Source organism: Billgrantia sp. NRB1 (assembly GCF_056921725.1).
Genome location: NZ_CM167783.1, coordinates 2,792,806 through 2,806,115, shown reverse-complemented (window position 1 = coordinate 2,806,115; position 13,310 = coordinate 2,792,806). Strand labels below are relative to the sequence as shown.

At 65.7% G+C, this 13,310-nt stretch carries 15 protein-coding genes; 7 read left to right on the top strand and 8 right to left on the bottom strand.

What is annotated here, in order from left to right; all coding sequences use genetic code 11:
- Positions 1-27 precede the first annotated feature (27 nt).
- Together fadA and ACZIYR_RS12755 are read left to right on the top strand one after the other, a co-directional pair.
- Positions 28-1,206, top strand: a complete 1,179-nt coding sequence (gene fadA / locus ACZIYR_RS12760) for an acetyl-CoA C-acyltransferase FadA (RefSeq protein ID WP_483526929.1) — start codon at positions 28-30, stop codon at positions 1,204-1,206.
- A gap of 148 nt (positions 1,207-1,354) precedes the next feature.
- The gene (locus ACZIYR_RS12755; protein WP_473034134.1) at positions 1,355-1,558 is read left to right on the top strand and encodes a CCGSCS motif protein; all 204 of its coding nucleotides are present in this window, start codon (positions 1,355-1,357) and stop codon (positions 1,556-1,558) included.
- Between the two features lie 108 nt (positions 1,559-1,666).
- On the opposite strand, the gene ACZIYR_RS12750 is transcribed toward ACZIYR_RS12755, so the two are convergent.
- Positions 1,667-2,695 carry a TAXI family TRAP transporter solute-binding subunit gene (locus ACZIYR_RS12750; RefSeq protein ID WP_483526928.1) on the bottom strand — a complete coding sequence of 343 codons (1,029 nt, stop codon included), beginning with the start codon at positions 2,693-2,695 and terminating at the stop codon, positions 1,667-1,669.
- A gap of 244 nt (positions 2,696-2,939) precedes the next feature.
- Positions 2,940-3,401: a flavodoxin family protein gene (locus ACZIYR_RS12745; RefSeq protein WP_473034132.1), complete on the bottom strand. Its 462-nt coding sequence runs from the start codon at positions 3,399-3,401 to the stop codon at positions 2,940-2,942.
- 89 nt (positions 3,402-3,490) lie between these two features.
- On the opposite strand from ACZIYR_RS12745, the gene ACZIYR_RS12740 reads away from it, so the two are divergent.
- Complete coding sequence (locus ACZIYR_RS12740; RefSeq protein WP_473034131.1) at positions 3,491-3,970, top strand: YbhB/YbcL family Raf kinase inhibitor-like protein; 480 nt, start codon at positions 3,491-3,493, stop codon at positions 3,968-3,970.
- A 67-nt stretch (positions 3,971-4,037) separates the two neighbouring features.
- Here ACZIYR_RS12740 and ACZIYR_RS12735 read toward each other — a convergent pair whose 3' ends face one another.
- The 3 genes from ACZIYR_RS12735 to ACZIYR_RS12725 form a co-directional block, all read right to left on the bottom strand.
- Complete coding sequence (locus ACZIYR_RS12735; protein ID WP_483526927.1) at positions 4,038-4,802, bottom strand: class I SAM-dependent methyltransferase; 765 nt, start codon at positions 4,800-4,802, stop codon at positions 4,038-4,040.
- A 70-nt stretch (positions 4,803-4,872) separates the two neighbouring features.
- Positions 4,873-5,718 (bottom strand): nitrilase-related carbon-nitrogen hydrolase, encoded by an 846-nt coding sequence (locus ACZIYR_RS12730; RefSeq protein ID WP_483526926.1) that lies wholly within the window; start codon positions 5,716-5,718, stop codon positions 4,873-4,875.
- A gap of 79 nt (positions 5,719-5,797) precedes the next feature.
- Positions 5,798-6,682 (bottom strand): LysR substrate-binding domain-containing protein, encoded by an 885-nt coding sequence (locus ACZIYR_RS12725; RefSeq protein ID WP_483526925.1) that lies wholly within the window; start codon positions 6,680-6,682, stop codon positions 5,798-5,800.
- A gap of 122 nt (positions 6,683-6,804) precedes the next feature.
- On the opposite strand from ACZIYR_RS12725, the gene ACZIYR_RS12720 reads away from it, so the two are divergent.
- The 4 genes from ACZIYR_RS12720 to ACZIYR_RS12705 all read left to right on the top strand — a co-directional run bounded on the left by ACZIYR_RS12720 (position 6,805) and on the right by ACZIYR_RS12705 (position 11,092).
- Entirely contained in the window at positions 6,805-7,686 is an 882-nt protein-coding gene (locus ACZIYR_RS12720; protein ID WP_483526924.1) for a HalD/BesD family halogenase, read from the top strand.
- Positions 7,687-7,796: 110 nt separating this feature from the next.
- On the top strand, positions 7,797-9,080 hold the full coding sequence (locus tag ACZIYR_RS12715; protein WP_483526923.1) for a M24 family metallopeptidase: 1,284 nt from the start codon (positions 7,797-7,799) through the stop codon (positions 9,078-9,080).
- 16 nt (positions 9,081-9,096) lie between these two features.
- Complete coding sequence (locus tag ACZIYR_RS12710; RefSeq protein ID WP_473034124.1) at positions 9,097-10,587, top strand: CoA-acylating methylmalonate-semialdehyde dehydrogenase; 1,491 nt, start codon at positions 9,097-9,099, stop codon at positions 10,585-10,587.
- 133 nt (positions 10,588-10,720) lie between these two features.
- Positions 10,721-11,092 carry a thiol-disulfide oxidoreductase DCC family protein gene (locus ACZIYR_RS12705; protein WP_473034123.1) on the top strand — a complete coding sequence of 124 codons (372 nt, stop codon included), beginning with the start codon at positions 10,721-10,723 and terminating at the stop codon, positions 11,090-11,092.
- 9 nt (positions 11,093-11,101) lie between these two features.
- Here the strand turns inward: ACZIYR_RS12705 and ACZIYR_RS12700 are convergent, their stop codons facing one another.
- The 3 genes from ACZIYR_RS12700 to ACZIYR_RS12690 form a co-directional block, all read right to left on the bottom strand.
- Complete coding sequence (locus tag ACZIYR_RS12700; RefSeq protein WP_473034122.1) at positions 11,102-11,524, bottom strand: secondary thiamine-phosphate synthase enzyme YjbQ; 423 nt, start codon at positions 11,522-11,524, stop codon at positions 11,102-11,104.
- Positions 11,525-11,641: 117 nt separating this feature from the next.
- Positions 11,642-12,523: a glycine betaine ABC transporter substrate-binding protein gene (locus ACZIYR_RS12695; protein ID WP_473034121.1), complete on the bottom strand. Its 882-nt coding sequence runs from the start codon at positions 12,521-12,523 to the stop codon at positions 11,642-11,644.
- A gap of 53 nt (positions 12,524-12,576) precedes the next feature.
- Entirely contained in the window at positions 12,577-13,308 is a 732-nt protein-coding gene (locus ACZIYR_RS12690) for an ABC transporter permease (RefSeq protein WP_473034120.1), read from the bottom strand.
- Positions 13,309-13,310: the final 2 nt, after the last annotated feature.

Sequence of the window (13,310 nt, the reverse complement as noted above, 5' to 3'; positions counted from 1 at the left end):
ACCCACCGCGAACAGGAGATGTTGAGAATGAGCTTGAACCCGAGAGATATCGTGGTGGTCGACGGAGTGCGTACCGCCATGGCCAAGGCCAAGAACGGTGCCTTCCGCCACGTGCGTGCCGAGAATCTGTCCGCCGCGGTGATGCAGGCGCTGTTCGATCGCAACGCCAATCTCGATCCCTCCGAGGTCGACGACGTGATCTGGGGCTGTGTCAATCAGACCCTCGAGCAGTCGATGAACATCGCCCGCAACGCGGCGATCATGACCGGCATCCCGCGCACGGTACCGGCCCAGACGGTCAACCGCCTGTGCGGCTCCTCCATGACGGCGCTGCATATCGCCGCGGCCAACATCAAGGCCGGCATGGGTGACTTCTATATCATCGGTGGCGTCGAGCACATGGAGCATGTCGCCATGACCCACGGCGTCGACGTCAACCCGGCGGCCAGCAAGTATGCCGCCAAGGCGGCGATGATGATGGGCCTGACCGCCGAGCTGCTGGGCAAGATGCACGGCATCGGCCGCGAGGAACAGGACAAGTTCGGCGTGCGCTCCCACCAGCGGGCTCAGGCCGCCATGGAGCAGGGGCGCTTCGACAATGAAGTGATCGGGGTGGAAGGCCACGATGCTAACGGTTTCCGCGTGCGGGTCGACCGTGACGAGGTGATTCGCGCCGACGCCAGCCTGGAGAAGATGGCCGAGCTCAAGCCGGTCTTCGACCCGCGCAGCGGCACGGTCACCGCCGGCACCTCTTCGGCGCTGTCGGTGGGCGCCTCGGGCATGGCGGTGATGAGCTACGAGCGCGCCCAGGCGCTGGGCCTCGAGCCCATCGCCCGGGTGCTCTCCACCGGGGTGGCCGGCTGCGATGCCTCCATCATGGGCTATGGCCCGGTGCCGGCCTCCAAGAAGGCGCTCAAGAGCGCCGGCCTGACCACCGACGATATCCAGACCGTCGAGCTCAACGAGGCCTTTGCCGCTCAGGGGCTGCCGGTGCTCAAGGATCTCGGCCTGCTCGATGCCATGGACGACAAGGTCAATCTCAACGGCGGCGCCATCGCCTTGGGCCATCCGCTGGGCTGCTCCGGCGCGCGTATCTGCACCACGCTGCTCAACGTGATGCAGCAGCGCGACACCACGCTGGGCCTGGCCACCATGTGTATCGGCATGGGACAGGGCGTGGCCACGGTGTTCGAACGTTTGAAGTAAGCCCCGACGGGTGAAGTCAGCACTTTCTGCGGTAAACCGGTGGCCCCGTCCTCGTTGGCGGGGCCACCGGCGTTTGAGGCGTTGACGACTGGGGCCAGGAGCCATAAGATGCATTTTTTATGCATCTTAACGAAGCCATCGCGAGGCAATGCCAATGGGACTCCTCACTAGCCTGCTCAAGAAAATCAAGGCAGAAGATAACCCGGCTGCGGAGAGTCAGGCCGTTCAGACCTTCGAGCCTGCTCCGTCAGCGGCGTCTGTCGCCGAGGTCGGCGAAGACGAGGCCGTCAGCGCCGACGCCGAAAAGAAGCCGCATGGGGAACCGGGCGTTTGCTGCGGCTCTTGCCACTGATCCCGGCCAGCGCGCCAGGCTGCCAGCCAGCCATCGGAACGTTACGCAGCGGGCATGCCCTTCCAGGCATGCCCGTTTTGCTCTTAACCGTTCGGCTAAAACGCCTTCTCAGCCGCTGCTCGATACTTCCGGGACGATTTCCCCAGGGCCTTCCTCGACCATGATGGTGCCTGGCTTGGCCTCTTGCGGTGCGATCCAGCCCTGTTCGCGATAGTAGCGCAGGGCGCCTTCATGTAGCGGGGCGGTGAGTCCCTCTTCGATCATCGACTCCGGGGTCAGGGTACCAAAGGCCGGATGGTAGGCTTTGAAGCGCAGCAAGTTGTCGAAGACCCGGGATACCAGACGATAGACGAGCTCCGGATCGCTATCCGCGGTGGTCACCAGGGTGGCGCGCACGCCGAAGGTCCGCACCGCCGGCTGGTCGGGACCATAGAGCCCACCGGGAATCCAGGCGCGGCTGAAGAAGGGGTAGGCGGCGATCAGAAGGTCGATCGCCGCGCCTTCCACGTCCACCAGGGCGGCGTTGCACAGCCGGATTGCCTGGGCCACCGAGTCGTTGGGATGACCGACGGTATAGACCATGGCGTCAATGTTGCCGTGGCAAAGCTCCATGGCCTGCTGATCGGCAGGCAGTTCGTTGACCTGGCGAAAGCTGTTGCGGCTCCAGCCTCGAGCATCCATGACCCTGAGCATGGTGCCGCGCTGGCCGGAGCCGGGATTGCCGATGTTGACCGAACGACCCGCCAGGTCGTCGAGTCGATGGATGCCGGCATCGCGTCGCACGACCAGGGTGAAGGGCTCGCTGTGCAGGGAGAAGACCGATCGTAGGCCGGGGTCCGGCCCAACTTCGCGGAACCCCTCCGTACCGGTGGCGGCGTAATGATGAAGATCGGACTGGGCCAGTGCCAGGGTGAGTTCGCCGCGGCGCAGGGCTTGTAGATTGGCGCTCGAGCCATCGCTGGGCACTGCCCGGCAGGGCACGTCGATGGTCCGACACAGGACGCGCCCCGCGAGGTGGTAGACGCCGGCAGGGCTGGCGGTACCGATGATCAGGGGGGTGTCGGATGATGCCGGCGACGAATACCAGCACATCAGGCCGATAAGGCCGATGGCCACACGATGGGCAGTTGCTTTCATGACTCACCTCGGGGCAGTGAGCCGGCCAGAGGCCATACCAGGATCACGTAGGGAGGCTGGGAGGAAGCCGTTGGTGATGGCTTCGCATCGGGATCTGGTCGACAGTGGTTTATTCTGATTTAGTGTCTTTTTATATTTTCTTTTTTTACATGAGAGACCATATGCCGCCCAAGATTCTGCATTGTTGGGGCTGTGGCACATAGAGAGGTATAGCACCCCTGCCCATGGTGGCAAGGGGATTTCGCTACAGCACGCCCGCCTCCAGCCCGGCGGCCAGGTAAAGTCCTAGTTCCTCGACCTGATCGACGAAGTCGCTCTGCCATTCCCCGCGCAGGATCAGCGGTTCCTGCGCCCAGCGCCAGCGCAGTCCCGTGACGATGCTCTCCACGGCTCGACGAGTGCCGGTGCCGTCGTGTCCGGCGCGGATATAGAGCGCGCAGGGCAGCCCCTGCGTCGCTTCGAGGATCGGGTAGTAGCTGCGGTCGAAAAAGTCCTTGAGCGCCCCGCTCATGTAGCCGAGGTTCTCGGTGGTGCCGAGCAGAATGGCATCGCAGGCCAGGACGTCTTCCGGACCGGCTTCCAGCGGTGGTTTGACCACGACCTCGACGTTTTCGACATTCGGGTCGCGGGCGCCGCGTTCGGCGGCCTTGCGCAGCTCTTGCGTATTGGGTGAGGGCCCGTGGGCCACGATCAGCAGTCGTTTCATGTTTGACAGTCTAGCGAGTTTTATCAACGCTGCGGTCTGCGATACTGAGTGAGTACGCCATTCCTTTCGGACCAAGGAGGATTCCTGCAATGGCATTTGCCCTGTCGAACATGCAATTGGAGAGTGCAGCCTTTGCCGCCGGTGACGCCATCCCGGCCAAGTATACCGGCGAGGGCGATGACGTCTCACCGCCGCTGGCCTGGCATGACGCCCCGGAGGGGACCAAGGGCTTTGCGGTGATCTGTCACGACCCCGATGCGCCGCTGGTGCAGCATGGCGCCTATGGTTTCGTGCACTGGGTGCTGTATAACATCCCGGCCTCCACCAGTTCGCTGGAAGAGGCCACCGCCGTGGGCACCCGTGGCAAGAACGACTTCGGTAAGCACGGCTATGGCGGGCCCATGCCGCCGGAGGGGCATGGGCTGCACCAGTACTACTTCTGGGTGCTGGCCATGGATAAGCCCACCGACGACCTGCCCGAGGGGCTGACCCTGCATGACCTGCTGGTGCGGGTCGAGCCGCACCTGATCGGCATGAACCGGCTGGTCGGGACCTATCAGCGCAGCTGATGGGGCGCCGAGCCTTCGCTTACGTCGGCCCGCGACGTTGTGCGTACCGCGGGTCGGCAAGCCAGGGTCAGGCGTGGGCCTTGAACCTCAGCCGGACTGCATCGACGGTCCACTGGCCGTGGGAGTCGCACAGGCTCGGGGCGAGCCAGGCCGCCGCGTTGCCCAGTATCGCTTCGCGCAGGTCCTCCTCCAGATCGTGCAGGACGGAGGCGGCGAAGGAGGCGAGCCAGCCGTTCATGCCCCCGGGCAGTGCCATGGGCTGTGGCACAAGCTCGATGCATTCGATGGTAAAGCCAGCGCTGGTCAGCATCTCCCGGTACTCTTCCACGGTGGGAAAGAACCACGGTAGCCGCTCGATCGCGCTGATGCCCCGAAACTCCAGGGCGGCCACCAGGGCGGTGCACACCGCGGCCATGTTGCCGTGTCCGCCAAACTCGGCAACGAAGCGTCCCCCCGGCTTCAGCGCCCGGCGTACCCCGGCGATCACCGCCTGGTGGTTGCGCAGCCAGTGAAGGCTGGCGCTGAACACGGCATCGAACTCATGATCGAACGGCAGCCGATGGGCGTCGAGCTGACGTGCCTGCAGGCCGCGGGCGAGTGCCGCCTCGACCAAAGACTCAGAGGCATCAATGCCGACCAGCTGGGCACCGGACCTGCCGAGTGTCTCAGTCAGAGCGCCGTCGCCGCAGCCCAGGTCGAGGATGCGCTCGCCGGCACACGGGGCTAGCAGCTTTACCGCTTCCATACCAGGCATGGCCATGGGGTCGGCACGGCGGGCGATGTCGAAAGCGCGCTGGCTCTGACCGGGAACGGAGCGTGGGGACTGAAACATGGTGCCTCCATTGGCGCGCGTTGGTAAGCCGCTTTGTGACCAGCATAACCTATTGGGTCGATGGCACCGCCTATCGACGTTGTCGCGAGAGCAGATCACGAATCAAGGGGCTGTCGGCGTCACGCTGGGTGGGAAGTTCGAAGCGCGCCTTGGCAATGGCGGTGCGCGACAGTTGGGCGGTGATCAGGGCATCGCCCGACGCCGCCTCGGCAAGAGTTTCGCCGCGAGGGCCGAGAATGCGTGAACCGCCCCAGAAATGGCTGCCCCCTTCGGGACCGAAGCGGTTGGCCATGATCACGGGCGTACCGTAGGTCATGGCATAGAAGCGAATGTTCAGCAGCCAGTTCTGCTCGTTGGAGAACTCCTCGCTGACGATGCCCGATGCCGAGTTTATCGGCGCACATAACACGGTCGGGCGCGCCAAGAGAGCGGCATGCACCAGCGCGGGATTCCATAGGTCGGCACAGATCATCTGAGTCGACGTCCAGCCCGGGCGCACCTGCGCATAGGTAAGCTCCTCGCCGTGGCAGAACCACTTTCCCTCCTCGAGTCCACCGTAGGTGGGCAGATTGAGCTTGCGGTGCACCGCCAGGATCTCGCCGTCCTGCAGGATGGCCAAGGCGTTGTAGTACTCGCCCGGGCTGGCTTCCTCGACGAAGCCGACTACGGTCTGCATATCGCCGCTGGCATTTGCCAGTGATGCCAGGCGGGGGTCTTCCAGTGGCATGGCGACCTGCATCACGCGACTGGCGAGTCCATAGCCGGTCAGCGAGAGCTCCGGGAAGACGAGCAGTTCGACTCCTTGTCGCCGGGCCTCCGCCATGAGGTTCAGGTGGTGCTCGATGTTGGTGTCGACTTCGCCGAGCTGGCAGTTGATCTGAGCGGCGCCAACGAGTAATCGGTCTTGGTAGTGCATAGCAACCTCAAGGGTCTTGGGTGAGAAGCCTAGTCGGGGCCGAATCCCAAGGGGAAGTCATCGGCTCGTGATGCGCGGCTCAAAAGGCCGTGTCGCCAGGCTCCGGCGAGGCCACGACGTCGCTGCCGGTGACGATGCTTTCGAGTTCCTGGCAAAAGGCTTCCAGGGCCTCGCCGCTGTGTCCAGGCCGGCGGTGCAATTCGATCTCCACTTGGCCGAGGGGCGGCAGCCCCTCCTGCTCGCCGACGATGCGACACCCTGGCGGTATGCTGCGGGGAGTCTTGACCGTGATCGCCAGTCCCGCCTGTACGGGCAGGTTGATGGCGGTGGGGGATTGGCTCGTGTAGCGCAGCTCCCAGCGTCGATCTACGCGCCCCAGTGCGGCGAGGGCATGGTCGCGGAAGATACAGCCTTCCGGGTTGAGCGCCAGCGGCAGGCGGCTCCAGGCCTGCGGCTGGCGATCCTCGGCCACCACCCACACCATCGGCTCCCAGCCCAGCAGGTGGCCCGACTGGGTCGGGGCGTGCCGCACCGACAAGACCACGTCCAGCAGGCCCTCCTGAAACCACTTCACCAGTGAGGCGCTGATTTCGCAGTTCATCTCTAGGCGGGAATCGGGAAAGCGTGCTGCGTAGCGCGGCAGTAGCTGAGGCAGGTAGGTCGCGGCCTGCTCCTCGGACGTGCCGAAGCGGATCAGCTCCCCTTGCTGGCGCTCTCCCAGCACCGCCCTGGCTTCGTCCTCGAGCTTGAGCATCTGTCGGGCATAGGGCAGCAAGCGCTCGCCGGACGCCGTCAGCAGCACGCTGCGGCTGGTGCGCTCGAACAGCGCCTTGCTCATCTGGTCCTCGAGCCGCTTGATCTGGAGACTGACCGCCGACTGGGTGCGGTGCAGCACCTTGCCGGCGGCACTGAAGCCCTGACATTCGGCGACGGTGACGAAAGCGCGCAGCAGGTCGGTATCCATGATCAATGAGCTCCTCAAATGGGTTTCATCTCAACCATTCATTTCAATTATGAATTCGTCGTCACTACCCTGTCCACACGACAACCCGAACATTTCCTCCCCGACGACAGGAGCGACGACCGATGCATGCCACGGCCGAGACACAAGCGACCGACTCCCTGGACGGCCTGATCGATCTGGGCTGCTACCCCATCGACAACCTCGACAGCCCGGCAGGCCGCGAGCTGATCGACAGCTGCCGCCGCCAGCTCGCTGAGGACGGCTGCGTGGTGCTAAAGAATTTCGTCCCCGAAGAGGCGTTGGCGCGGCTGGAGCGCGAGACCGAGCGCCTCTCGCCTCAGGCCCACTACAACCAGACCGAGACCAACCCCTACAACAGCGCCGGGGACCCCGAGCTGCCCGACAGCCACCCGCTCAACCGCTTCGATGATCGTACCAACGGCTTCGTGGCCGGTGACCGCATCGACGGCGACACCATCATCCGCCAGGTCTATGAGCATCCCGGCTTTCAGCGCTTCATCGGCGCCGTGGTGGGCATGGAGGAAATTCACCAGTATGCCGACCCCCTGGCCGACCTGGTGGTCAACGTGCTGCGCGAGGGCTGCCAGCATCCCTGGCACTACGACACCAACGAATTCATCGTCACCATGATGACCCGCCAGTCCCATGGCGGCGGCCGCTTCGAGTATGCCCCGGGCATCCGCAGCCCCGAGGGCGAGAACTTCGATGAGGTGGAGAAGGTGATCGACGGCGACCGCTCGCGGCTCAAGAGCCTCGACCTTCAGCCCGGTGATCTGCAGGTGTTCTTCGGCCGCTACTCGCTGCATCGGGTCACCCCGGTGGAGGGTGACCGTGAGCGCCATACCGTGATCTTCGCCTACGCCAAGGAGCCTGGCTTCATCGGCCGCCCCGAGCGTGCCAAGCGCATCTTCGGGCGCATGGCGCCGGTGCACGAGCGGCTGCTGGAGGAGGGTATGAGCCGCTCCGACAGCCTCGCTGACTGATCCCCGGGTCTGTCACCGAGCCGGTCCCCGAACCCGAACCGCCATAACAACACCGTGCCGATGGCCGGCGACTTGCGGCCATCGCCCTGACGACACAGCGAGAGACCCCCATGAGCATCGTAGAGTCAGAGCAGCTGACCGATAGTGAACCGGACCGGATTCCGGTCGTGCCCTCGGCCCCGATGGCCAACGGCGACAGCATCCCCACCGCCTTCGATCCCAAGCAGCTGCGCGCCGGCCGCCTGGCACGCCTGAGGGCCATGATGGCCGAGCAGGGCTACGCCGCCCTGGTGCTGTTTGACCCCAACAACCAGCGCTACGCCACCGGCTCGCGCAACATGTTCGGCTACTTCCTGCGCAACTCCACGCGCTATATCTATGTGCCGCTGGACGGCCCGATCATTCTGTTCGAATACCCGGGCAGCGCCCATGTCTCCACCTGGCTGGAGACCATCGACGAGTCGCGCACCTCCAAGGTGGTGTGGTCGGCGGTGAACCAGCGCGACAATCTCTCCTCGGACCCCTTCGGCGTGGAGATTGCCGAGCTGGTGGAGGAACACGGCCGTGGCAACCGGAAGGTCGGCCTGGACCGCTGCGCCCTCAACCTGGCTCGCTCCCTGGAGGCCCAGGGGCTGGACGTCTACGACTGCATGCAGGACACCCTGCACTGTCGGCGCATCAAGACCCCCGAGGAGATCGCCTGCCTGGCCCAGTCCATGGCGGCAAGCGAGGCCTCGGTGGCCGAGGTGGAGGCCGCCATCCGGCCCGGGGTCACCGAGAACGAGCTGTTCGCCATCATGTACGGTGAGGTGATCCGCGGCGGCGGCGAGTTCATCGAGACCCGCCTGCTCAACTCCGGACCGCGCACCAACCCCTGGTTCCACGAGGCCAGCGACCGCAAGATCCGCCCCGGCGAGCTGGTGGCCCTTGACACCGACACCATCGGCTGCCACGGCTACTACTCCGACTTCTCGCGCACCTTCCCGGTGGGGCCGGGGCGCCCCAGCGCCTATCAGCGCGAGCTCTACCGCATGGCCTATGACCAGGTGCACCACAACATGGGCATTCTTAAGCCCGGCATCAGCTACCGTGAGATCGCGGAGAAGGCCTGGAAGATCCCCGAGCGCTTCCTCGACCGCCGCTATCCCTCGATCATCCACGGAGTGGGGATGCACGGCGAGACGCCGCTGGTGGCCCACCATATGGACTTCGATCGCTTCTCCAAGGATGGCATCCTCGAGCTGGGCATGGTGGTCTCGGTGGAGAGCTACATCGGCGAGGTGGGGGCCGCCGACGGCGTCAAGCTCGAGGAAGAGGTGCTGATCACCGACACCGGCATCGAAAAGCTTTCCCGCTACCCCTTCAACGAGGCACTGCTCGGCCGTGAATTCTGACTCCCGAGGACACGAGATGCAGACCCTGACCCACTGGATCGGTGGCGACCCCGCAGCGGGGGATCGCTACCTGGACGTGATCAATCCCGCCAGCGCCGAGGCGATCGCTCGGGTGCCGCGGGGCGATGTCGCCACCGTCGAGCGCGCCATCGAGGCCGCCCGGGCGGCGCAGCCGGCCTGGCGCGACGCCCCGCCGGCGAAGCGTGCCCAGGTGATGTTTCGCTTCAAGACGCTGCTGGAGCGCGACGCCGACGCGCTCTGCTCGCTGATCAGCCGCGAGCACGGCAAGGTGCTGGAAGACGCCATGGGCGAGCTCAAGCGCGGCATCGAGAACGTGGAATATGCCTGCGGGGTACCGGAGCTGCTCAAGGGCGAGTACTCCCACAACGCCGGGCCGGGCATCGATACCTTCTCCCACCACCAGCCGCTGGGCATCGTCGCCGGTATCACGCCCTTCAATTTTCCGGCCATGGTGTCGCTGTGGATGTTTCCCATGGCGCTGGCCTGCGGCAACGCCTTCATCCTCAAGCCCTCCGAGCAGACGCCCTCGGCGGCCCTCAAGATGGCCGAGCTGCTGGAGGAGGCGGGGCTGCCGGCGGGGCTCTTCCAGGTGGTGCACGGCGACCGCGAGGCCGTGGAGGCGCTGATCGACGCGCCGGCGGTCAAGGCGCTCTCCTTCGTCGGCTCCACGCCGGTGGCGAAGGCGATCTACCGCCGCGGCGCCGACAATGGCAAGCGCGTCCAGGCCCTGGGTGGGGCCAAGAACCACGCCGTGGTACTGCCGGACGCCGACCTGGATAACGCCGCCAGCACCCTGGTCGGGGCCGCTTACGGCAGCGCCGGCGAGCGCTGCATGGCGATCTCGGTGGCGGTCTGCGTGGGCGAGGCCACCGCCGATGCGCTGGTGGAGCGGCTTGGCGAGCAGGCGCGTACCCTGAAGATCGGCCCCGGCACCGAGAAGGGCCTCGACATGGGCGCCCTGGTCAACGCCGCGCACCGCGACAAGGTGGCCGGCTATATCGCCCAGGGCGAGGCCGCCGGCGCCGAGCTGGTGGTGGACGGCCGCCGGCACCCGCTGGTGGAGGCGTCGCCGGGCTACTTCCTGGGCGCTACCCTGTTCGACCGGGTCACACCGGAGATGTCCATCTATCGCGACGAGATCTTCGGCCCGGTGCTCTGCGTGGTGCGCGTCGAGACCTTCGAGGCGGCCATCGACCTGATCAATGCCCACCAGTACGGCAACGGCACCTGCGTGTTTACCCGCGACGGCGAGGCGGCGCGGTGCTTTGCCGACGCTATCGAGGTGGGCATGGTGGGCATCAACGTGCCCCTGCCGGTTCCGGTGGCGTTCCACAGCTTCGGCGGCTGGAAGGAGTCGCTGTTCGGCGACCTTCACGCCTACGGACCCGACGCCGTGCGCTTTTATACCCGCCGCAAGGCCGTCTCGCAGCGCTGGCCCTCGTCCCAGGCCCAGGAGTCGGCGCAGTTCAGCTTCCCCTCGAACTGACCCTTCACCACCCGCTCAGCGTCTGACTCGCCCTCGCCCATCCAAGGTGATGGGCGAGGGCGTGTGTCATGGCCTCGGCCGGCCAGGCTCTGCCATGATAGTCCTTCCACGGTCAGCGCGATGAGACGCCCCTATGCCCGATATGACACTGCTCAAGGTTTACTACGACGGCCTCTGCCCCGGCTGCCGTCGTGATCGCGCCCGCTACGAACGCTGGGCCGGTGAGGCCGGCCGGCAGGTGGTGTGGTGCGACGTGACCGAGCATCAGGAGACGCTGCGGGAGAAGGGCATCGACCCGCAGGCGGCGCTGCTCTCGCTGCACGTGGAAGAGCAGGGCGGGCCCATCGTTGAGGGTATCGATGCCTATATTCTGCTGATGCGCCGGGTGCCGCGCCTGCGCCCTCTGGCCTGGCTGATCGGCCTGCCCGGGCTCAAGCCGGCATTGCGCTGGCTGTATGACGGCTGGGTCAGGCGGCGCCTGGCCCGGGAGGGGCGCCTGCCGTGAGCGCTGCCATCACGCCTCGCCGCTGAGCGTCGCCATCAGCCGCCGCGACCCACCGTGGTCGCGGTGCTCGCCGAACCAGATGCCCTGCCAGGTGCCCAGCGCCAGGCGCCCCTCGCGTACCGCCAGGGTCAGCTGGGTGCCCAGCAGGCTAGCGATGACATGGGCGGGCATGTCGTCGGGGCCCTCCAGGGTGTGGCGAAAGTAGGGCAGGTCCCCCGGTACCAGACGGCGCAGGAAGGCATCCAGGTCGTGGCGAACGTCGGGGTCGGCGTTCTCGTTAAGGGTCAGCGAGGCCGAGGTGTGGAGCAGCTGCAGATGCAGCAGGCCAACTCGGCAGTCGGCCAGCTCGGGCATGGCGTCCAGGACCCGGTCGGTGATCAGGTGAAAGCCTCGCTCGCGGGCGGGTAGACGAATCTCCTGCTGGTGCCACATCTCGCTCTTCTCCTGTCGTGAGTCGGCGCTTGCCTGCCCGCTGGGGCGGGCCTGGGCCCATGATAAGGCATGTCTCCAGAAACGACAGGAGGCCGCCGGATCGGCGGCCTCGGCGCCTTACAGCAGGCCCTGCTCCTCGAGGAAATGCTGGGCCACGCGCTCGATGGTTTCACGATCGACGTCAACGCGGGCGTTGAGCGTTGCCATGGTCTCGTCGTCGAGCAGGGCGGAGAGGGCGTTCATCTGCTCTTCGAGCTCGGGGAATTCGTCGAGGGTCTCCTGGCGCACCACCGGGGTCAGGGCGTAGGCGGGGAAGAATTCGCGGTCGTCCTCCAGCACATGAAAGTCGAAGGCCGGAATGCGACCGTCGGTGGCAAAGACAAGCCCCACGTCAACGTTGCCGTCGCGCAGCGCCTGGTAGACCAAGCCGGTGTCCATGCGGCTGACCTCTCGGCGGCCGACGCGGAACTCGTAGGCTTCCATCAGCGGACGCCAGCCGTCGTCGCGGGCATAGAACTCGGCGTTCAGGCCGACTTCCAGGGCTTCGCCATCATTGATGGCCTCGGCCAGGTCGGAGAGCGAGTGAATGCCTCGCGCCTCGGCGTCATCGGCCCGCATGGCCAGGGCGTAGGTGTTGTTGGCCGCGGAGGGGGCGAGCCATACCAGACCCTTCTCGGCATCGAGCTCCTTGACCCGCTCATAGGTCTCCTCGGGACCCAGGCGCTCGCTGATGTCGTTGTAGTTGATCAGCGAGGTGCCGGTGTACTCCCAGTAGAGGTCGATCTGACCGTTCTCCTGGGCCTGGCGCAGCACGGCTGAGCCCATGCCGGCGCGGGTGTCGACGTCATAGCCGAGCCCCTCCAGGTATTGGCTGGTCATGCTGGAAAGGATCTGCTGCTCGGTGAAGTTCTTGCCGCCTACCGTGATGTCGCCTGCCTGGGCGGCGGCCATGGTGCCGGCCAGGGTCAGGCCGGTGAGCGTGCTGATCAGTTTTTTCATGGTTGGTTACCTCTTTGCTGCGTTGTCGTCGGGGTGTTGCGGTATGTCGTGGCTCAGGCCCGGGCGGGATTCACCCCGCGGGGCACCACGATGAAGGCGATGAAGGCGATGAAGGCATCGACCACGATGGCCAGCAGCGCGGTGGGAATGGCGCCGGCCAGCATCATCACCGGGTCATAGAGATCGATGCCGGTGAAGATTAGCTCGCCAAGCCCGCCGGCGCCGATCAGGAAGGCTAGCGGTACCGTGCCCACATTGATGGTGAGCGCGGTGCGCATGCCGGCGAAGATCACGTAGAGGGCGTTGGGCAGCTCCACCTTGAACAGCCGCTGGGTAGGCGACATGCCAATGCCGGCGGCGGCTTCCATCAGGGCGGGGTTGACCCCCTTGAGCCCGGCATAGGTGTTGCGGGTGATCGGCAGCAGGGTGGCCACGAAGAGCCCGAACACCGCCGGCACGGTGCCGATACCGAGAAAGCTCATGGAGAGCGCCAGCACCGCCAGCGTGGGAATGGTGGTGCCGACATTGAGCACCTGCATCAGCGACTCGGCCCAGCGCGCCATGCTGGGACGCGAGAGCAGGATCCCGAGCGGGATCGCGACGAGGATCGCCAGACCGCCTGACACGGCGGTCAGCCACAGGTGCTCCCCCATCAGGTACTGGACATCGGGCAAGTACCAGAGGAAGTCGTCGATGAGCCCGCTCGAGTGGCTCCATACCCCAGCGAAGAAGATCGCCACCAGCAGCAGTGCGCGCAGGGCCCCTTTCACGGTCTGAATGGGCATCG

Bases quoted from the DNA above. Each gene is read 5' to 3' on its own strand.
- fadA (WP_483526929.1), top strand. From the start codon at position 28: ATGAGCTTGAACCCGAGAGATATCGTGGTGGTCGACGGAGTGCGTACC.
- ACZIYR_RS12755 (WP_473034134.1), top strand. From the start codon at position 1,355: ATGCCAATGGGACTCCTCACTAGCCTGCTCAAGAAAATCAAGGCAGAA.
- ACZIYR_RS12750 (WP_483526928.1), bottom strand. From the start codon at position 2,695: ATGAAAGCAACTGCCCATCGTGTGGCCATCGGCCTTATCGGCCTGATG.
- ACZIYR_RS12745 (WP_473034132.1), bottom strand. From the start codon at position 3,401: ATGAAACGACTGCTGATCGTGGCCCACGGGCCCTCACCCAATACGCAA.
- ACZIYR_RS12740 (WP_473034131.1), top strand. From the start codon at position 3,491: ATGGCATTTGCCCTGTCGAACATGCAATTGGAGAGTGCAGCCTTTGCC.
- ACZIYR_RS12735 (WP_483526927.1), bottom strand. From the start codon at position 4,802: ATGTTTCAGTCCCCACGCTCCGTTCCCGGTCAGAGCCAGCGCGCTTTC.
- ACZIYR_RS12730 (WP_483526926.1), bottom strand. From the start codon at position 5,718: ATGCACTACCAAGACCGATTACTCGTTGGCGCCGCTCAGATCAACTGC.
- ACZIYR_RS12725 (WP_483526925.1), bottom strand. From the start codon at position 6,682: ATGGATACCGACCTGCTGCGCGCTTTCGTCACCGTCGCCGAATGTCAG.
- ACZIYR_RS12720 (WP_483526924.1), top strand. From the start codon at position 6,805: ATGCATGCCACGGCCGAGACACAAGCGACCGACTCCCTGGACGGCCTG.
- ACZIYR_RS12715 (WP_483526923.1), top strand. From the start codon at position 7,797: ATGAGCATCGTAGAGTCAGAGCAGCTGACCGATAGTGAACCGGACCGG.
- ACZIYR_RS12710 (WP_473034124.1), top strand. From the start codon at position 9,097: ATGCAGACCCTGACCCACTGGATCGGTGGCGACCCCGCAGCGGGGGAT.
- ACZIYR_RS12705 (WP_473034123.1), top strand. From the start codon at position 10,721: ATGCCCGATATGACACTGCTCAAGGTTTACTACGACGGCCTCTGCCCC.
- ACZIYR_RS12700 (WP_473034122.1), bottom strand. From the start codon at position 11,524: ATGTGGCACCAGCAGGAGATTCGTCTACCCGCCCGCGAGCGAGGCTTT.
- ACZIYR_RS12695 (WP_473034121.1), bottom strand. From the start codon at position 12,523: ATGAAAAAACTGATCAGCACGCTCACCGGCCTGACCCTGGCCGGCACC.
- ACZIYR_RS12690 (WP_473034120.1), bottom strand. From the start codon at position 13,308: ATGCCCATTCAGACCGTGAAAGGGGCCCTGCGCGCACTGCTGCTGGTG.